Below are 17,953 nucleotides of genomic sequence, written 5' to 3'. Positions count from 1 at the left end.
CTGAGGGTTGATGACCATCATGCCGGGGACCTCTGACATCAGTGTCCGCCCCGTTTTCTCGTGTTTTTTATTGTGGACGGGACCTCTGACACGAGTTCGGAGCCCGCTTGTTCTCTTATGCCCCTATTGTCGACGGGACCTCTGACACGACCGCCGACCTCCCCTCTTTCCGCGTGATCCCATTGTGGACGGGACCTCTGACACGAGCGCGCTTCTGCGCATGCATGGAAGAAGGGGCACCCGCAAACCGCTCGCATGGAGTTTCATCACCTCGGTTTCGCCGTGAGGGTCCGCTGGCAGTAGCCTTGAGACCATGTCGAAAGTGCTCTCCTCCCTGCCCGTCGGCGAACGGGTCGGTATCGCGTTCTCCGGTGGTCTCGATACTTCTGTTGCGGTTGCCTGGATGCGCCACAAGGGTGCGATTCCCTGCACCTACACCGCGAACATCGGCCAACCGGATGAGCCTGACATCGACGCGGTTCCCGGCCGCGCGAAGGAGTACGGCGCCGAGATCGCGCGCCTGATCGACATTCAGGGTCTGCTGGTGCAGGAGGGACTCGCGGCGCTGCAGACCGGGGCATTCCACATCCGCTCAGGGGGCAAGACGTACTTCAACACGACGCCGATCGGTCGCGCGGTCACGGGCACGATGCTCGTGCGCGCGATGAAGGAGGACGGCGTCGACATCTGGGGTGACGGATCGACCTACAAGGGCAACGACATCGAGCGCTTCTACCGCTACGGCCTGCTCGCGAACCCCAACCTCCGTATCTACAAGCCGTGGCTCGACGCGCAGTTCGTCGCGGAGCTGGGCGGCCGCAAGGAGATGTCCGAGTGGATGGTCGAGCACGGCTTTCCGTACCGCGACTCGGTCGAGAAGGCGTACTCGACGGATGCCAACATCTGGGGTGCCACGCACGAGGCCAAGGATCTCGAGTACCTCAACAACGGGGTCACGATCGTCGAGCCCATCATGGGGGTCGCGCCCTGGGACGAGTCTGTCGCGATTGAAACGGAGGACGTCACCGTCACCTTCGAAGAAGGGCAGCCGGTCGCGCTGAACGGTCAGGAATTCGCTGACCAGGTCGAACTCGTGAAAGAAGCGAACCGTATCGGCGGTCGCCACGGACTCGGTATCTCCGACCAGATCGAGAACCGCATAATCGAAGCGAAGTCGCGAGGCATCTACGAAGCGCCGGGTATGGCATTGCTTCACATTGCATACGAGCGTCTCGTGAATGCGATCCACAACGAGGACACCATCGCGACGTACCACAACGAGGGTCGAAAGCTCGGCCGGCTCATGTACGAAGGTCGCTGGCTCGACCCGCAGTCGCTCATGCAGCGCGAGGCCATCGTCCGCTGGGTCGCCTCATCCGTCACGGGTACCGTCGCGCTCAGGCTCCGCCGCGGCGACGACTATACGATTCTCGACACCACGGGCCCCAACCTGTCGTACCACGCAGAGAAGCTTTCCATGGAGCGCGTCGGTGACGCAGCCTTCGGCCCAGACGAGCGCATCGGTCAGCTGACGATGCGCAACCTCGACATCGCCGACTCGCGTGCTCGTCTCGAGCAGTACGCGGACCAGGGCATTGTCGCGGGTGAAACCGCTGCGCTGATCGGCAAGCTCGAACAGGGCGGCGCCGAGCGGATCGTCGCCGGTGGCGAGCAGGACGGTGACCTCGACGAGGCGAGTAACCTCGCAGCCTTCGATCTCGGCACCGACTGATCGCCATCAGGTGCCGTCGGCCGCAACAGCGGACTCGATGAGGCGGGCCGATGCTGCTGCGCCGTCTTCGGCGGCGAATTCTTCCTGTACCGACTTTGCTGTCGCACGGTAACCGGGGTCCGCGAGGATACGGCGTACGGCGTCTGTGAAGCGCGTCGTGCTCACATGCCGAGGGGAGACGGCGATGGCATTGCCGCGACGCTCGCATACGCGCACGTTCCACGTCTGTTCGGGCTGCAATCCCATGCCGACGAAGGGGATGCCGGTCGCGCACGCCGTCTGCACAGTCCCCTGGCCACCGTGCAGAACGGCCGCGTCCACGAGCCCTCCCAGTTTGTGCGCCGGAAGCAGGTCGGTGACGTGAACATTGTCGGGAAGAACGTCCTGCGGCTCGAGATAGTGCCCTATCGGCGCAATGACGTTGATGGGAAGTGCGCCGAGAGCGGTCGCAGCACCGAGGGCCAGGCGGCGAGACGCGGATGACCCGAGCCCGAGGTAGACGAGCGGGCGAGCATCCGCTGCCAGTGATTCGATGATCGGCGGCAGTGGCTGTTCGAGCTGCGCGAAGATCGGGCCGACGCGTTCGAAGTTCGCCGGCAACTCGAAGCCTTCGAGTTCCCATTCCATCGTCGTCAACAGATTGCGGTCTGCGTTCAGGAGGGAAGATACCGTGCGCAGGGGACCGACGCCGTTCTCCTTCGCTACCGAGCTGAAGGCCCCGGGCGCGAAGGGAGCTTTCGTGTACACGGCGCGCAGGAGCGCACTCGCAACTCGGTCTGCGCCACGCGAAACGCGCCCATCGCCGGGGATCAGGCCAAGGTGCGGAGTCTGGTCGACGTGCGGCTCTGTCAGCGCAAGCGGCACGGGATAGAACAGCGGGATGCCTTCTGCTCGCGCTGAGATCCACGACGTGAGGTTCGTGCCCGTGACGACGGCGCGTGCGCCGACTTCGCGTATCAGTGCACGTTCCGTTCTGACGCGCGCGGAGACGAGTGCTCTCGTGAACGGGGTCCGGACTCCGCGCCCCTGATCGAACGCCATCGCCTGTTCCCGTTGCCGCAGTGTCCAGACCGGGGTGCGGGGCCGGTAGTCGAATCCCGCATCGGTTATCAAAGAGACGAAGTCGGTTTCGTACCCCATGAACACGGGCGTGTGGTCCGCGCTCAACGCGCGCGCGACCTCGATCATTCTGGTTGTTTCCGCGAGATTGAACGTCGCCGGGCAGAACAGCACGGTCGCCATGGTCAATCTCCCTCCACGAATCGACGCAGTGATCGCAGCGCTAACTGCATCTCGGGCTCTGCTTTCGCTGCGGCGCCGGTACGCAGAGCCCATCTGTCAAGCGTGAGAAGCACGGAGAATACGATGTCGGCGAGCAACTCCCGCTGGAGATCTGTTCGCACCGCGCCCAGCTCGGCGCCGCGTCGCAGCGCCGCGTCACTCCACGCGCGCGCTGAGCGACGCAGCTCATCGACACTCGAGTCCACGCCGTCGGGAAGTGCGTGGAACAGCCGCGCGAGCTCGACCGTAACGGGGCGCTCCTGCGCCATTCGTGTTACGTCTCCAAGGAGCGTCGCGATCGCCGGCCAGTAGCTCTCGCGATCGAGGGCATCGAGTTGCGGTGGCTGCACGAAGTCCTCGACTGCCGAGAGGAGAGCGGTCATCATGCGATCGTGCAGTTCTTGCTTGTCGGTGAAGTAGTGGTAGAACGAGCTCTTCGGTATCTCCGCAGCGGCGATGATGCGATTCAGGGATGCCGTTTCGAAGCCGAAGCGTAAGAACTCCTCTGCAGCGGCGGTGAACAGCCGTGCTTCGCGATCGGCCGCCATGGGTTGCGCTTTTCGTGCCATGCGGACAGTCTACGCATTTCTGTACCAAAATGGTACATAAATTAAATTTGCGATGCGTGCTTTCCCGAACCCATATGCTGGAGCGTGTGCGCGACGTACGGCTTCTTCGAGAATCCTTTCCTGGCCGATGAGCGGGAGTGGGGAGTCGAGATGCCTCCTTTGCACGAACCTCATCACGCGGAGCGGTTACGTGCCTGGATGCGTGAGCAGCGGGGCAGTGCGCGCATCACGGGCCGTCATGCTCGCAATCTGAATCCACTCATCTTCGGTGGAGAGCGCGCGCTGCAGATGCGCTTCGCGTGGTGGTGGCTGCATCTGGGGGATAGGCCCGCAAAGTTCAGTGCGTTCAATTCTCGGTCGGATGCACTGGCGACGAAATGGCGCGGTGCATTCCAGCGCAGAGCCATCGCGCCCGCGGCTTGGTTCGACGAGAAAGGAACACGCTTCACACTCAACGATGGTGCGTTCGGCATCGCGGCGATTACGACAGTGGCTACTCGACCGGACGGCGAGAAGCTGGATACGTACTCCATCGTCACGCGCGCAGCCGTCGGCGCCATTGCCCCCGTGCATCACCGCATGCCCTTGATCCTTCCTGAGGAACTGCAGGAGACGTGGTTGGACCCGGATCGGACGGGGGATGCCGATTTCATCGGGTCAATGGTTGCGGCGTCTGAGGAGCTCAGCCGAGCTTTCGTCGCCGTGGAGCAAAACGGTGAGACGGACCAGCCGGCGCTCTTCTAATGCGAGCGCTACGACGGCCTTGAACTCTTCCCATCGAGCCACAGGGTGTCGGAATCGTCCCGGTGGCTGCCTTCCGAGCCGACGTGCTTATCGCTGATCTTCGGCCCCTTCTTGATGACATGGACCATCGCCATACCGTGGCCGCGCCCAAGGTCGTAATCTTCCTTCAGCCAGGCCAGGATCTCACCCGCTTTCACGTCGGGGCCGTCGTAACCCCGTTGCAGGGCGAGGTCGAGCAGTTCGCGAGGTGTTCGCCCCGTCTTCTCCTCGATAGCGTCGAGGTAGGCCTGGAATGACATAGGAAACCCTTTCGAAGCACCGTGCCGTGACGCGCACGATACCTGGTACGGTACTGTTCAGTATTGATGGCGTCAAGTGCCTATCCGAGCCCGGAAGGAGGAGCAGCATGGCAGAGCGGAGTAGCCGCGAAAAGCGCGAGCGAATCCTGATGAGCGCCCTGGAAGTGTTCGTGCAGCACGGTTACGTCGGGACGAGCACTGATCAGCTGGCGGCCGCTGCAAAGGTCTCGAAACAGACGTTGTATCGCGAGTTCGGAGACAAGGAGGGCGTCTTCGAGAGCCTCATCCGCTTCGCGGGTCAACGGGTTGAGGATCCGTTTGCTCCCTTGGTTTCTCGGATGCACGAGTGCGACAGTGCTGAACAAGCGGTGGGGCTCATCGCGCAGCAATTCACGCGATCCATCATGGACGCGCAGATTCAGCGGTTACGACGTCTCGTGATTGCTGAAGCAGTTCGATTCCCGCACCTGGCGAGGATGTACTGGGAAAACGGCTTCTTGCGCACGCTGCTCTCGATCGAACGGTGTCTTACGGTGCTGGACTCGCGGAAGTTGCTCAGCATCCCCGACGTGCCATCGGCAGCCCAGCACTTCGCCGGGCTGTTGCTGTGGATACCCGGCAATCGATCGATGTTCGAAGTTGAAGATCCGGTTCCTGATGCGGATGAGCTCGATGAGCTCATCGCCGCCGGCGCAGGAGCGTTCCTGCGCGCATACGCACCGGGAGAAGCCTGACTCGCTGCTCGTGAGTGTGGGGCAGAAGAAGACGCGGGTCACCTTCCGTTCGTGGAAAGGTGACCCGCGTCTATTCCGGGGCTAGTTACAGCGCGCGAATGTTCGCTGCCTGCAGACCCTTGCGGCCGGGCTCGGTGTCGAACTCGACCTTCTGGTTCTCGAACAGGTCGCGGCGTCCGCTGCCTTCGATTGCGCTGAAGTGCGCGAAGACATCGTCCGAGCCGTCATCGGGGGCGATGAAGCCGAAGCCCTTGTCTGAGTTGAACCATTTGACGGTGCCAGTGGCCATGACGTCATTCCTTCGTTGTCAGGGACCACGGAAGTGATCCTGGGTAGCCGTGACGACGGCGCCGCCACGGAGTCTTTGGGGCGGTACGCTCGGCTTCGATGGCGGATCCGGGCTCAGCAGGAAGTGCCTGTCGCCGGGGCGAAACGATCGAAACGGAGGGGTACAGCGGGGAAAGCGGGGATGTGGAGATTGGTCTTTCGATTCTTTCGGGGTGAAACGACGAGATGGTCGTTTCTCACATCGTTTGGAGCGACTGACTGCGAAACAGCTGCAGCGAGATCGGCCCGCTTTACGCTCTGCCTCAACCCTACCCCATCCGATTGCCGACGCGCCCATAAATCCGGAGAGACGCTGCCGGTGGTCGTCGGGCACGAGTTCTCGGGAACGATCGGGGAGCTCGGGGATACGGCCACGAACGAATCGCTCCGTGATTCAGCGGAGCATGCCCACGGCGTATGCCGCCTGGCCGATGTGCTGGGCGGCGTCGTCGATGATGCTGACGAGACGGATTCCCCGCGTGACGGGAGGATCGTAGGTGTCATCGATCACCTGGCTCAGGTCGTGTTCATTGAGTTCCTCGATGAACACGACAAGGGCGTGTGTTGCGGAAGCGAGATACTCCAGCAGCAGTTCCGCGTCGTCGACGACGACGGCGCGCGCCCGCTCGGGGCTGTGGCCGTACCCAATGTCGGCGCCCACCTCGCCCAAGCCGAACCTGCTGTCGAATCCCCACCGCCGCCAGGCTTGTTCATTGCCCGACAGTGCGGCTGTCTGCACGTCGATCTCCCGCCCGGTGTGCCAGAGCAGCCACGCGATCGAGTTGTCGTGACCACCCGGATGAGCATTGAGCACTTCCGGCGTCAGCGCCCCTTCCAGCGCCCGCGCCGCCTCGAGCGGGCGACGGGCTGCTTCAGCGAGTATCTCCGTGGATCGCATGCCGTTACCCTACGCCCGCTACGACACGTGCTGTCAAGCCAATAGTGAGCAGCATGACCGGCATCGAGCCTTGTCACCCGGGAGGCTAGTTCGGCTGCCTCCGCGGTCTGGATGGGGGAGGGGGAGGCACACGTTTGGCAGCGATGATGTCGGCGAAGGAAATGCTGACGGCGCCGCGGCGCGTCGCGATCGTGCATGATCGATCGTCGACGCCCACCAATTCGCCGAGCGCGTCGGAGGCGCCGTGCTCGCCGTCTCGCAAGCGATAGCGAACGACCATTCGTGTGCCGATCGGCAATGCGCGTAATTCTGACGCCCTCACGCCCTCTCCTTCGAATCGTTCACGGTTATCGCAGCGATTCGCCCGCGAGGAAGCGCTCGAAATTCGTCAGCGCCTCGGCCCAGCCGTCGTACACGAAGCCATCGCCGGGTTCACCCGCGAAGCCGCGAAGGTGGAATACAAGCTCGGTTGCGTCCCTGGCCTCCGTGAACGTCAGGGAGATGACGGGCGCAGAGTCTTTGGGTGCGCCGGGTTCGCCCCATGTGAAGACCAGCCGCTCCTGCGGTTCGACCTCCAGGAACACACCTCCTGTCGGGTACTCGACACCGGTCTCGTCATTGATCATGGTGTAGCGGAACTCGCCATCGACCCGGACATCGAACGAGACCGACTCGGTGGTTACCCCGAAGGGGCTCAGCCACTGTGCCAACTCGGCGTCCTCGGTCCATGCTCTCCACACAACCGAGCGAGGCGCGTTGATGGATCGCGTGATCGAAAACTCGGGAACAGGCTTGTTGCTCGTGCTGGCGGTGTTCATGGTTTCTCCTTCTCTCGGTCAAGCTTCTGCATGTTGTCGACGTGTTGCTCGAGCGCGTCCAATCGTAGATTCCAATCTCGTCGTTGTTGCTCGATCCAGCGCGAGACTTCATCGAGAGGTTCGGCTCGCAGCGACAGCGTGCGCCACTGCGCCTGCGTTGTACGGGTCACGAGTTCCGCTCTCTCGAGTACTTTGAGATGCTGCGAAATCGCGGGCGCGCTCATGCTGAACGGTGCTGCAAGCTCACCGACCGTTGCCTGCCCTTGTGCCAGCTTGGCGAGGAGGGCCCGGCGGGTCGGGTCCGCGAGCGCTGCGAACACGCGGTTCAATCGATCTTCCTTATGCAATTAACCAGTTCCTTAATTAAGCAATATGTTAAGCATGGCAGAGGTGCCTGCGCGGCACAAGCCCTTGTCGAGTGCGGAAGTGGTGTCAAGATGGACTGTGCGGGTCGGCAGAAGCCGATGAGCGATCCGACACGGAAACATCACCGGCAGACAACCAAAGGAGGCACGTATGCTCGATAGCGATTTGCAAGAGGAGGTCGTCGACCTCGCCGAACGGCACGGGCTCCAACTGGATCGGAACAGCCTGCGGGTCACCGAGGCGGGTCTCGACTTTCGCGTGGCGTTCGCATCCTCACCCGACGGGACGGACTGGATTCTTCGGATACCTCGCCGAGACGACGTCGCGGACGGCATCGATGCAGAAGCACGCATCCTCGACCTCGTCGGGCAGCGGCTCGAGGTCGCGGTTCCCGAATGGCGCATCCGAACCCGTGAGCTCATCGCGTACCCGGCTCTTCCAGGAGAGCCTGGCCTCACCCTTGACGATGCCGGCGAGCCCGTCTGGCACTTCGACTTCGAGGATCCGCGCTACGCGAAGTCGCTCGGCACACTGATCGGGCGGCTCCATTCGATCGAGCAGTCCGCAGCTAAAGAAGCCGGCGTGCCGATGCAGTCGCCGGACGCTGTGCGCGCTGAGTGGAGCACGCGCCTCGAGCAGGTCGCGGAAGAGTTCACGATCGCGACCGGCTTGCGTTCGCAGTGGGAATCGTGGCTCGACAACGACGAACTCTGGCCCGAGGCTACGGTCTTCACGCACGGTGAGCTCTACCCGGCGCACCTCCTGCTGGATCCGCAGACCAGGGTTGTCGGCGTGCTCGACTGGACGACGGCGAAGGTCAGTGACCCTGCCCTCGATTTCATGTATCACGCGATGATCGCGAGCCCGACCTCCTTTGAGATCGCGGCCGATGCGTACGAGTCCGTGACGGGACACGTACCCGGCAATCTTCAGGCCCGATGTGCGGCCATAGTAGCCGCGGGGCCCTTGAACTACGCGGCATATGCACTTACGACGGGCGATCCGGCTCATGCCGAGGTCGCTGCAGCCCAGCTGGATCCGGCGTGAGCCTCTCTGTTCTCAGTCTCGTGCGCTGTGACAAGATGGCCGCATGAGCCTTCCTTCACGTGCACAACTCGTGCAAGCCGCACTCCGGGAGTTCGGTATCGAGCGAGAAATACTGGTCTTCGACGAACCCCATACGACCGCGAAGTCCGCCGCGGCGGCACTCGGTATCGAAGTGGGAGCGATCGCGAACTCACTCGTCTTCCAGATGGCAGGAGCTCCCTTGCTGATCATGACGAGCGGAGGCCATCGCGTCGACACCGACGCCCTCGCAGCGCAGCTGAGCGAGGGGCCCATAACCAGGGCGAACCCTAAACAGGTACGGGAGGCCACAGGTCAGGTCATCGGCGGCGTCGCGCCCCTCGGGCATCCCGTGCCGATCCGCACCATCGTCGATGTCGCGTTGCGGGACTATGAAGAGATCGCCGCGGCGGCCGGAGCTGCGGAGACCATGTTCATGCTGACGTACGCAGAGCTCCTCACCGTCACGGGAGGGGAAGAGCGAGAGGTCGGCGCCTGAACGCTACGCCGTCTCTGCCGACTCCGTCTCCGGAATCGAGTCCTGAGGTTTGCGGACCAGAGCCGACAGCACGGCGGCAAAGGCGGCGACGATCGCTGCGACCAGGAATGCTGCGCGCACGCCGGGAGCTCCGGCTTCCGCAGCGCTGAGTCCCTCGGCTTCTCCGCTGTGCAGAATGCTCGAGTACAGCCCGAGCATGATCGCGACTCCGGCAGCGCCACCTACCTGCTGCAGCGTGTTCAGAGCGGCCGAACCGTGCGAGTAGAGGCTCTTGGGCAGTGACCCGAGTGAAGCCGAGAACAGGGGAGTGAAGCACATGGCCAACGCGATCGACATTGCGGTCTGCACGGCCATCAGCAGCGGCCAGGGTGTGCTCTCCGTCACGGTCGTATAGAAGAGCAAACTCAGTGTGACGATAACGGTTCCCGGTACGAGGAGTACGCGGGGCCCCTGTGTGTCGTAGATGCGTCCCATGACCGGGCCCAACAGCCCCATGATGACGGCACCCGGAAGCAGAATCAGCCCCGACATCATCGCTTCGAGCCCGACGACGTTCTGGAGATACTGCGGTAGCAGGGTAAGGGTTCCGAACATGGCGAGAGCAATGATGCCCATGATGATGACCGAAACGGTGTAGTTGCGCGATAGTAGCACTCGCAGATCCAGCAGCGCGCGGTCCTGGCGCTGCAGGAACAGCTGGCGCCAAACGAACAGTGCGAGACCGATCGCGCCTACCGCCATGAGCGCGATGCCCAGTACGACAGGTGAAGCACCTTCAGGAGCCGCCGACGTGTCGGCGTCGCCGTGCCCCGCTCCGAACTGGCTGAGCCCGTAGACAAGGCTGCCGAATGCGACGGCGGACAGGACGACGGAGAGGACATCCAAGGGTGCCTTCCTGGTCTCACCGAGGTTCGTCATCCAACGAAGACCGAACGCAAGCGCGAGGAGAGCGATCGGCAGGATGATGCCGAACAGCCACCGCCAGCTCAGGACGTCCAATATGAAGCCTGAAAGCGTCGGCCCGATCGCCGGAGCGAGCGAGATGACGAGGCCGACTCGCCCCATCATGCGCCCACGAGACTGCGGCGGGACGACGTTCATCATGGTGGTCATGAGCAGAGGGATCATGATTCCGGTCCCGAGCGCTTGGATGACGCGGCCGAGCAGCAGCACCGTGAACCCGGGTGCTACGAGGCAGACGAGCGTGCCGAGGCTGAACGCAGTCGCCGCCGCGATGAAGATCTGCCGGGTCGTGAATCGCTGCAGGAGGAAGCCCGTCGTGGGAATCACGACGGCCATGGAGAGCATGAAAGCGCTGGTCAGCCACTGGCCGAGCTCTGGCGGAATACCGAGATCCCGGTTGAGATGCGGAATCGCGATCCCCATCGTGGTCTCATTGAGGATTGCCACGAACGCCGCGATGAGCAGCAGCCAGATAACCCGCATGCCCTTCGGGTCGATAGCGGGCTGCGCAACAGGAACGGGTGCGGTATTGGGCGAAGACATAGGGCTCCTGAGGAACGGCGCGACTGCCCGGCCGAACGTAGCGAGTGGGAACTGCGTGGATCACGCAACAAAAGACAGCCCACCAAACTATCGTAAGGTGGGCTGTCTCGGCAATAGCGTATTCGGCAATAGCGTATTTGGAATCTATCCGGCTCGTGCGGGGTGCACACCTTCGCCGATTTCTTCGACGAGCTTGTCGTTGAAAGCCGGAAGATCGTCCGGAGTGCGGCTCGAAACGAGCCCTTGGTCGCAGACGACCTCCTCGTCCACCCAGTGCGCGCCGGCATTCGAGAGATCGGTCTTCAAGCTCGGATAGCTTGTGATCGTTCGCCCTCTGAGCGCTTCCGCGTCTGTCAGTATCCATGCACCGTGGCAGATGACGCCGATGGGCTTACCTGCGCGATCAATGGCCCGTACGAAGTCCACGGCCGCGTCGTCAAGACGGATGTGGTCGGCATTGACGACGCCACCGGGGAGCACGAGCGCATCGAAGTCGTCAGCCACGGCATCCTTTGTGCGTACATCGACTTTCTGCGTATGCCCTTTCTTGCCGGTTATCTGCGTCGCTTCCGGTGCGATCAGGGTATTCTGCGCGCCGGCGTCCTCGAGCGCTTGCCACGGGCTTGTCAGTTCCGAATCCTCGTAGCCATCGGTGAGCACGAATGCAATTCTCTTACCGTTGAGTTGTGCCATGGTGATCCTTCCCTCCTGCGGTACCGGAAACGAAACTCAGTCTTCTGCGGTTTCGTAGATCCGGGTTGCGTACAAGACAGACGTTATCGACCGGGGCTCGATGATCGCAGGGGGTTGCGTAATGCGTCGAGAGTCGAGACCATGCCCAATGCCCCGCGACTTCGGTCGGCTGATCGCTCGGCGACGTCACCGAACTTCGTTTTTGCGTGCCCAAACTCCGGCTTGATCGACCGCCAGTGACGTGAGTCGACGCAAGGTCTTTGCATCACCGTTCTTGGTGATCTCCAAGGGCGTTCTACCTCGCAGCTGCCGGACGGGGGTCATGAGCCACTGCGTGACCTCCCAACCGTTGGATGCCGGCATCAGGGCGTTCAGGACGGGCACCAGGTTGGGCAGAACCTGTTGTTCTTCGAACTGAAACGCCGGAAACAGCAGCTGGTCGTCGGCCGTGATGACGGACAGGACGCTACCGTCCTCGACGAGTTCGAGCAGGTCGCTCTCGCTCATGCCGAGCCGCACTGCGGTCTGCCCTAGTGGCCAGAATTCGCCGATAGCGCTGCTGAGGGGAGCCGGGTCGAGATGTTGCGATGATCCAGCTGTCTCCTGCGGCATGAATCTAGATTACGCGGTTTCCGAATTCGGCGTGCTCCGCCACCAGGTATCGAAGATGGTTACCGGCACAGTTCGTTTGTGGCGCGTCGCGAGGAAACGGCGCTCGATCTGCTCGGCAGCTGCCGAATCAACCGTTCTGCCCTCGAGGTAGTCATCGATCTGATCATAGGAAATACCTAGTTCGGACTCGTCGGTCTGCCCTGGCCTTGTATCGAGCAGATCCGCCGTGGGCGTTTTCGCCCACACGCGTTCCGCCGCTCCGAGGAACTGCAGGAGCTGCCGGTTCTGACGCTTATTGAGACCGAACAGCGGCAGAATATCGGCTCCGCCGTCGCCGAACTTCGTGAAGAAGCCGGTGGTCGACTCTGCTCCGTGGTCCGTGCCGATGACGAGCAGGTTCCTCTCGCCCGCGAGTGCGTACTGAGCGGTCATCCTGATGCGTGCCTTCACATTGCCCTTGTTGTAGTCACTGATCTCGCGCCCCGTGGCGATGCCGAACTGCGTCTCGAGACCGTCGACCGCGTCACCGATATCGAGCGTCCACGAGGTCTTCGGCCGAATGAACCGGAGCGCAGCCTGAGCGTCTTCCTCATCGTGCTGGACGTGATACGGCAGCCTGACGGCGACGAAGTCCGCTTCCACGCCCTCGGCCGCGAGACGTTCGACGGCCAATTGCGCGAGTCGGCCAGCAAGCGATGAGTCTACGCCGCCGGAGATGCCGAGTACGAACCCGCCGGCACCGGTTGCTCGCAGATATTCGCAGAGAAATGTAACCCTGGCTTCCACCTCCGCAGCGGGGTCGATCTCGGGCTTCACGCCCATTTCTTGCACAATGGTTCGTTGGAGATCGCGCATGCAGGAAGTTTACCTCCGCGGCTCTATCCGAGGGGCAACTCCCTTAGGGTTCCAGCCGGATGTAGTTCGCGTACTTCGGCCTCCTGCCGTCACCGCTGGATCGCCCCGTGAGTCGACGGCCGATCCAGGGCCCGACGAATTCGCGCCAGTAACGGGCATTCATCGCCGACTCTGCGGAGGTGTGCCCCGTGAAACCGCTCCAGTCCGGATCCGGGTCGCGTTCCAGGGTCATCAGCAGATTCGTCGCAGCGTGCGCGTGGCCCGCGGCATTGAGATGCAGGCGATCCTCCGACCAGAAGCGGGCGTCCCGGAGCCGTGCATCGCCCCAGTTATTGACGTAGGGGAGCCCGAATGCGCTGGTCCAGCGCTGCACGTGATCCGCGAGCGCGTCGCCGCGTCGCTGCATGACGGCGCCCAAGGGCATAACACCGCTCGGGTTGGCGCCTGAGACGAGAATCGGGGTAATGCCGGATGCCATGATTCGGCGCGCCGCGATCAGCAGGCGCGAGGAAACCCATGCGGGGCTTACCCTTGGGCGCAGGATGTCGTTGCCACCGCCGTTGATCGAGATCACATCGGGCGTGAGCGCGATAGCGGCGTCGAGCTGTTCGTCCAGGATGGCTGCGATCTTGCGCCCGCGGATGGCCAAGTTCGCGTAGTCGATCGGGATGCCCTGCGCGCTCGCGAGTCGTCCCGCAACGAGATCCGCCCAACCGCGCGGCAGGCCGTCGTCGGTCTCATCGCCGTAACCCTCCGAGAAGCTGTCGCCGATCGCGACGTATTTGCGAATCTCCACGCTCTTCAAGTTATCCGATACGAGAGCGCCGCGCTGACCGATCGGCTAGCATGGAGAGTACACGGGAGCTTGGTGGAGCCAGGCTGAGAGGAGGGCGCGCAGCCCTCGACCGTCGAACCTGAACCGGATAATGCCGGCGCAGGGAGGTATCTCACCCGTGCCATTCACCTATCGAAAGGCACTAGTTATGACTGAGAAGTCTGCGCGTTCGCTGCGGTGGCGCGTTATCGACATCGTGGTGGCATCCGTTCTGGGTGTCGCCGTCGGTTTATTGTTCGTGTTCTGGAACTTCGCGGGGTATGCGTGGTTCTCGGCGATGGACGCATTCACGCCGGGGTTCGGCGGCATTGCCGTCGGCGTATGGCTGATAGGCGGAGTGCTCGGCGGCCTCATCATCCGCAAGCCCGGTGCCGCGCTGTACGTGGAGACGCTGGCTGCGACAGTCTCGATGCTCTTGGGAAGTCAATGGGCTGTTGAAACGATATTCTCGGGGCTCGTACAGGGCCTGGGAGCCGAATTGATCTTCCTGCTGTTCTTCTACAGGCGCTTCGGTGTCGTCATTGCGATGCTCGCCGGTATCGGGTCTGCCATTGCAGCGTGGACAATCGAACTCTTCCTCTCGGCCAATATCGAGATGGGCGTGGGTTTCCTCGCGATCTATCTCATCGCGCTGGTCATCTCCGGTGCGCTGCTTGCCGGTCTGCTCGGCTGGCTCCTGACACGGGCGCTCGCTGCAACAGGGGCGTTGAATCGCTTCGCGGCAGGCAGAGAGGTGCGCGGCGTCTCGTGACGGGAGCCCGAATCGTCGCAGAAGGGTGGGGCTGGCGGCACGCATCCCGTCGCAGTCCCGCTCTTCGGGGCGTCGATTTCACAATCGAGGCAGGGGAGCGTGTTCTGCTGCTCGGTCCGTCCGGGGCCGGAAAGTCGACACTGCTCGCGGCGATGGCAGGCGTTCTCGGTGGTGCAGACGAGGGAGACGAATCCGGCAGGATCACTGTCGACGGGACTCCGGCATCCGAACTGCGGGGACGCGCGAGCCTCGTGCTGCAGGATCCGCAGGCGAATACGATCCTGTCGCGCATCGGCGACGATGTCGCCTTCGGTTGCGAGAATCTGCGAATACCGCGGGAAGAGATCTGGCGACGCGTGGACAGCGCACTCGGGGCCGTCGGTTTGCAATATCCACTGGGCCGCTCGACCACCCAACTCTCGGGCGGCGAACGGCAAAGGCTCGCGCTCGCCGGCGTGCTCGCGATGCAGCCGGGCCTGCTGCTGCTCGATGAACCGACAGCGAACCTCGACCCGGACGGCATAACCGAAGTACGCGAGACCGTGGACCGCACGGTTGCGACTACCGGAACCACGTTGATCGTCGTCGAGCACCGAGTCGACGCCTGGTATGACGTCATCGATCGCATCATCGTGCTCGAACCCGGAGGTGGCGTCCTCGCCGACGGTGCGAAAGAGACCGTCATCGCTCAGCACGGGGATGCGCTCGCTGCACGAGGCGTCTGGATCCCGGGGCACCCGATCTCGCTCGATCGCGCGCCCAACCCCGGCGACGTGCTGTTACAGGCTTCCGAGGTGGCGGTCGGCTTCGGCGACACCGTCGTGCAGCAGGGTGTCGACCTGTCGGTCCGAGCCGGCGAATCACTTGTTGTGACGGGTGAGAACGGCGCTGGGAAGACCACGTTCGTGCGGGCTCTTGCCGGCCTCACCCCACCCATGACCGGCAGCGTGACCGCGGAACGCGGCTTCGCACCGACCCGATCGCCGCATCCATACAGGTGGCGGTCGCGTGATCTGCTCACTCGCATCGGAACGGTGTTCCAGCAACCCGAGCATCAGTTCGTCTCAGCGAGCGTGCGGGAAGAACTCGCGGTCGGTCCCCGCGTCGCGAAGCTGCGCAACGCCGACGCGGTCGTCGACCGACTGCTCGAGAGCCTGCGCCTGACGCACCTCGCCGAGGCGCATCCGTTCACGCTCTCGGGAGGAGAACAGCGCCGACTCTCCGTGGCGACCGTCTTGGCTACGGCTCCGAAAGTGCTCGTGCTGGATGAGCCCACGTTCGGGCAGGATCGCACGACTTGGCGCGAACTTGCGCTGATGATCGCAGAACACGTCGAATCGGGTGGTGCCGCGGTTTCCGTAACCCACGACGAGCAGTTCATCCGCCTACTCGGAGATGCTCGCCTCCATCTGACGAAGCGAGTGCCGCACGGCGGGATGCTGCGATGACGAGCTCACCCGTGCAGGAAAAGCCCATGAAATGGGTCGACAGGCTCAACCCCGTCATGCCGTTCTTCGCGGCCATGCTCTACTCGATTCCGATGCTGACCAGCATCGACATCGTCAGCGCCTCTGTTGCACTCGCGATCTGGCTACTGCTGTTCTTCTGCGCGGGAATCGGGCCAAGAACGATCGTGCGGCGTACATGGCCGCTGCTCGTGGCTGCACCCGTGAGCGGCATCAGCATGCTGTTGTACGCGAAGCCGGGAGGCGAGACGTACTTCACGTGGTGGCTGATCAACATCACCGATAACTCGATCGAGCTCTCTTCCGCTATCGTCGTGCGCGTGCTCGCGATCGGCATCCCGACGCTCGTGGCGCTTGTCGGGGTCGACCCGACCAGGCTTGCAGACGCGCTTGCGCAGGTCGTCCGCCTGCCGTCTCGGTTCGTGCTGGGAGCGCTCGCGGGAACACGCCTGTTCAGTGTGCTCGCTGACGACTGGCGTTCGCTCTCCGGTGCGCGTCGTGCTCGCGGGCTGGGAGATCACGGAGTGGCGCGCCGCTGGTTCACGATGGCGTTCGCGTTGCTCGTCGCCGCGATCCGGCGCGGATCCCTGCTCGCCACGGCAATGGAGGCGAGAGCGTTCGGAGCGGGGGATCGCACGTGGGCGCGGCCATCGACAGTGTCTTGGCGAGACTGGACGGTCGTCGTGCTCGCCCTCGGCGTCGCGGCGTTTGCGATCGGCGTCGCCGTTGCGACGGGCACGTACCGACTCGTGGGGTCGCAATGAAGGTGACACTCATCGATGGCCGCTCGGGTGCCGGCAAGTCATCGTTTGCTCGCCGACTCTCGGCCGACGATGGTGTTCGAATTCTCACGATGGACTATCTTTACGAGGGCTGGGACGGTCTCATGGCGGGTTCCGCCTTGCTCGAACGTATCCTGGTCGAGCGAGCAGAAGGCGCCGTGGCTCGCTGGCGCGACTGGGACTGGCACGCCTACTCCCGAGGGCGGGAGCGCACGCTGGAGCCGCACGAGTCGCTCATCGTCGAGGGGTGCGGCGCCATGACGCCCATCACTGTTGCGTTCGCGGACCGGGCGATCTGGCTGGAGGCCCCCGAGGACGTGCGGCGCGCTCGTGCGCTCGCTCGAGATGGCGACGACTCGTGGTGGGAGGGCTGGAAGCAGCAGGAACGCATCCACCTGGAACGCCACGATCCGCGCAGCCTCGCGACCGAGATCATCGACGCCTCGTCCTAGTGCATCGGCCCGAGCAGCGAAGACGTGCTCGTCTTCAGAACGGAAAGTCTGCTTCCTCGGGTGGTTCCGGGGGCGGCTTCCACGGGTTGAGCGTGCGAGTTCTGCCCTGCTCCTCCGGTGGTGAGATGGCAGTGGGGACCGGTTCGGGTTTGACGCGATGCAGGTTGCCCTGGGGTCCGAGCCAGAGGAGTTCGCCCGGTTTCGTCTGCTGCACGGTCCAGCCGGTGCGTGGCCCGTCGCGATGTTTGACGACGTGGTGCCGCCTGCAGAGGGCGGCGAGGTTACCGGGAGTCGTCTCGCCGCCGTATTGCCAGTCGATCGTGTGGTCGAGGTCGGCGTTGGTGGCGGGGCGGTTGCAGCCGGGGAATCGGCAGGTTTGATCGCGGCCGATGATGAGCCTGCGCAGTGACGCCGTGGGTTGGTACACGTCGGCGGTGATGGCGACGCCGGTGACGGGGTCGGTGAACAGCCTGTTCCATGACGTCGCGCCTGCGGCCAACAACAGCGCGGTGTTGTCATCGATGAGGGTGCCGTCGGGCAGTTCTGGCCCGGGATGGCCGTCGAGCGTGCGACCGTTGGTGAGGAGAGTTGCGGGCATGGTGACGGTGACGCGTGCGCTGATGCCGGCCATGAAGCCGCCGCTGAGTGCGTCGATCCCGCTGAGCGCAC

Annotated in this window: 23 protein-coding genes and 1 riboswitch; of the genes, 9 read left to right on the top strand and 14 right to left on the bottom strand. The window is 63.4% G+C overall.

Features of this window, described 5'->3' with window-relative positions; translation table 11 throughout:
• Nucleotides 1-313 precede the first annotated feature (313 nt).
• Nucleotides 314-1,732 carry an argininosuccinate synthase gene (gene argG, locus Q0O95_RS09310; protein WP_293697659.1) on the top strand — a complete coding sequence of 473 codons (1,419 nt, stop codon included), beginning with the start codon at nt 314-316 and terminating at the stop codon, nt 1,730-1,732.
• Between the two features lie 6 nt (nt 1,733-1,738).
• Here argG and Q0O95_RS09305 read toward each other — a convergent pair whose 3' ends face one another.
• Both Q0O95_RS09305 and Q0O95_RS09300 read right to left on the bottom strand, forming a co-directional pair.
• Complete coding sequence (locus Q0O95_RS09305) at nt 1,739-2,974, bottom strand: nucleotide disphospho-sugar-binding domain-containing protein (protein ID WP_293697657.1); 1,236 nt, start codon at nt 2,972-2,974, stop codon at nt 1,739-1,741.
• A 2-nt stretch (nt 2,975-2,976) separates the two neighbouring features.
• Nucleotides 2,977-3,582: a TetR/AcrR family transcriptional regulator gene (locus Q0O95_RS09300; RefSeq protein ID WP_293697655.1), complete on the bottom strand. Its 606-nt coding sequence runs from the start codon at nt 3,580-3,582 to the stop codon at nt 2,977-2,979.
• 84 nt (nt 3,583-3,666) lie between these two features.
• Between Q0O95_RS09300 and Q0O95_RS09295 the strand changes: the two genes are divergently transcribed.
• Nucleotides 3,667-4,326 (top strand): SOS response-associated peptidase family protein, encoded by a 660-nt coding sequence (locus tag Q0O95_RS09295; RefSeq protein ID WP_293697653.1) that lies wholly within the window; start codon nt 3,667-3,669, stop codon nt 4,324-4,326.
• Between the two features lie 8 nt (nt 4,327-4,334).
• Here Q0O95_RS09295 and Q0O95_RS09290 read toward each other — a convergent pair whose 3' ends face one another.
• Nucleotides 4,335-4,625 (bottom strand): DUF4287 domain-containing protein, encoded by a 291-nt coding sequence (locus tag Q0O95_RS09290; RefSeq protein WP_293697651.1) that lies wholly within the window; start codon nt 4,623-4,625, stop codon nt 4,335-4,337.
• Nucleotides 4,626-4,732: 107 nt separating this feature from the next.
• On the opposite strand from Q0O95_RS09290, the gene Q0O95_RS09285 reads away from it, so the two are divergent.
• Complete coding sequence (locus Q0O95_RS09285) at nt 4,733-5,359, top strand: TetR/AcrR family transcriptional regulator (RefSeq protein ID WP_293697649.1); 627 nt, start codon at nt 4,733-4,735, stop codon at nt 5,357-5,359.
• 85 nt (nt 5,360-5,444) lie between these two features.
• Here Q0O95_RS09285 and Q0O95_RS09280 read toward each other — a convergent pair whose 3' ends face one another.
• The 5 genes from Q0O95_RS09280 to Q0O95_RS09260 all read right to left on the bottom strand — a co-directional run bounded on the left by Q0O95_RS09280 (nt 5,445) and on the right by Q0O95_RS09260 (nt 7,722).
• The gene (locus tag Q0O95_RS09280; RefSeq protein WP_293697647.1) at nt 5,445-5,648 is read right to left on the bottom strand and encodes a cold-shock protein; all 204 of its coding nucleotides are present in this window, start codon (nt 5,646-5,648) and stop codon (nt 5,445-5,447) included.
• Nucleotides 5,649-6,080: 432 nt separating this feature from the next.
• Complete coding sequence (locus Q0O95_RS09275; RefSeq protein ID WP_293697645.1) at nt 6,081-6,584, bottom strand: DinB family protein; 504 nt, start codon at nt 6,582-6,584, stop codon at nt 6,081-6,083.
• Between the two features lie 85 nt (nt 6,585-6,669).
• Nucleotides 6,670-6,906: a hypothetical protein gene (locus Q0O95_RS09270; protein ID WP_293697643.1), complete on the bottom strand. Its 237-nt coding sequence runs from the start codon at nt 6,904-6,906 to the stop codon at nt 6,670-6,672.
• A 25-nt stretch (nt 6,907-6,931) separates the two neighbouring features.
• On the bottom strand, nt 6,932-7,402 hold the full coding sequence (locus tag Q0O95_RS09265) for an SRPBCC domain-containing protein (RefSeq protein WP_293697641.1): 471 nt from the start codon (nt 7,400-7,402) through the stop codon (nt 6,932-6,934).
• A complete protein-coding gene (locus Q0O95_RS09260; protein WP_293697661.1) occupies nt 7,399-7,722 on the bottom strand; it encodes a metalloregulator ArsR/SmtB family transcription factor in 324 nt (107 codons plus the stop codon). Before Q0O95_RS09260 ends, Q0O95_RS09265 begins: the two co-directional genes overlap by 4 nt.
• A gap of 196 nt (nt 7,723-7,918) precedes the next feature.
• On the opposite strand from Q0O95_RS09260, the gene Q0O95_RS09255 reads away from it, so the two are divergent.
• Nucleotides 7,919-8,815, top strand: coding sequence for a macrolide 2'-phosphotransferase (locus Q0O95_RS09255; RefSeq protein WP_293697640.1), 897 nt, complete (start codon nt 7,919-7,921; stop codon nt 8,813-8,815).
• A gap of 43 nt (nt 8,816-8,858) precedes the next feature.
• Entirely contained in the window at nt 8,859-9,332 is a 474-nt protein-coding gene (locus Q0O95_RS09250; protein ID WP_293697638.1) for a YbaK/EbsC family protein, read from the top strand.
• A gap of 3 nt (nt 9,333-9,335) precedes the next feature.
• Here the strand turns inward: Q0O95_RS09250 and Q0O95_RS09245 are convergent, their stop codons facing one another.
• From Q0O95_RS09245 to Q0O95_RS09225, 5 genes are all read right to left on the bottom strand, one after another.
• Nucleotides 9,336-10,838, bottom strand: a complete 1,503-nt coding sequence (locus Q0O95_RS09245) for a DHA2 family efflux MFS transporter permease subunit (RefSeq protein WP_293697636.1) — start codon at nt 10,836-10,838, stop codon at nt 9,336-9,338.
• A gap of 144 nt (nt 10,839-10,982) precedes the next feature.
• On the bottom strand, nt 10,983-11,531 hold the full coding sequence (locus tag Q0O95_RS09240) for a type 1 glutamine amidotransferase domain-containing protein (RefSeq protein WP_293697635.1): 549 nt from the start codon (nt 11,529-11,531) through the stop codon (nt 10,983-10,985).
• 186 nt (nt 11,532-11,717) lie between these two features.
• Nucleotides 11,718-12,143 (bottom strand): hypothetical protein, encoded by a 426-nt coding sequence (locus Q0O95_RS09235; RefSeq protein WP_293697634.1) that lies wholly within the window; start codon nt 12,141-12,143, stop codon nt 11,718-11,720.
• Between the two features lie 9 nt (nt 12,144-12,152).
• A complete protein-coding gene (gene nadE, locus Q0O95_RS09230; RefSeq protein WP_293697633.1) occupies nt 12,153-12,998 on the bottom strand; it encodes an ammonia-dependent NAD(+) synthetase in 846 nt (281 codons plus the stop codon).
• A 43-nt stretch (nt 12,999-13,041) separates the two neighbouring features.
• The gene (locus Q0O95_RS09225) at nt 13,042-13,794 is read right to left on the bottom strand and encodes an SGNH/GDSL hydrolase family protein (RefSeq protein ID WP_293697631.1); all 753 of its coding nucleotides are present in this window, start codon (nt 13,792-13,794) and stop codon (nt 13,042-13,044) included.
• Nucleotides 13,795-13,845: 51 nt separating this feature from the next.
• Nucleotides 13,846-13,957: riboswitch (TPP riboswitch) on the top strand.
• Between the two features lie 24 nt (nt 13,958-13,981).
• Here Q0O95_RS09225 and Q0O95_RS09220 point away from each other — a divergent pair.
• The 4 genes from Q0O95_RS09220 to Q0O95_RS09205 are packed head-to-tail and all read left to right on the top strand — an operon-like array spanning nt 13,982 to nt 17,284.
• The gene (locus Q0O95_RS09220) at nt 13,982-14,584 is read left to right on the top strand and encodes an ECF transporter S component (protein WP_293697629.1); all 603 of its coding nucleotides are present in this window, start codon (nt 13,982-13,984) and stop codon (nt 14,582-14,584) included.
• Nucleotides 14,581-16,032: an ATP-binding cassette domain-containing protein gene (locus Q0O95_RS09215; protein ID WP_293697627.1), complete on the top strand. Its 1,452-nt coding sequence runs from the start codon at nt 14,581-14,583 to the stop codon at nt 16,030-16,032. Before Q0O95_RS09220 ends, Q0O95_RS09215 begins: the two co-directional genes overlap by 4 nt.
• Complete coding sequence (locus Q0O95_RS09210; protein ID WP_293697625.1) at nt 16,029-16,814, top strand: energy-coupling factor transporter transmembrane protein EcfT; 786 nt, start codon at nt 16,029-16,031, stop codon at nt 16,812-16,814. Before Q0O95_RS09215 ends, Q0O95_RS09210 begins: the two co-directional genes overlap by 4 nt.
• Complete coding sequence (locus Q0O95_RS09205; RefSeq protein ID WP_293697623.1) at nt 16,811-17,284, top strand: AAA family ATPase; 474 nt, start codon at nt 16,811-16,813, stop codon at nt 17,282-17,284. Before Q0O95_RS09210 ends, Q0O95_RS09205 begins: the two co-directional genes overlap by 4 nt.
• A 34-nt stretch (nt 17,285-17,318) precedes the next feature.
• Here Q0O95_RS09205 and Q0O95_RS09200 read toward each other — a convergent pair.
• A partial coding sequence (locus tag Q0O95_RS09200; protein ID WP_293697621.1) for an HNH endonuclease signature motif containing protein occupies nt 17,319-17,953 on the bottom strand: 635 nt, incomplete at its 5' end.

The sequence above is a fragment of the uncultured Agrococcus sp. genome, assembly GCF_945915485.1.
Lineage (GTDB): Bacteria > Actinomycetota > Actinomycetes > Actinomycetales > Microbacteriaceae > Agrococcus.
This window is presented reverse-complemented; position numbering and strand designations above follow the sequence as displayed.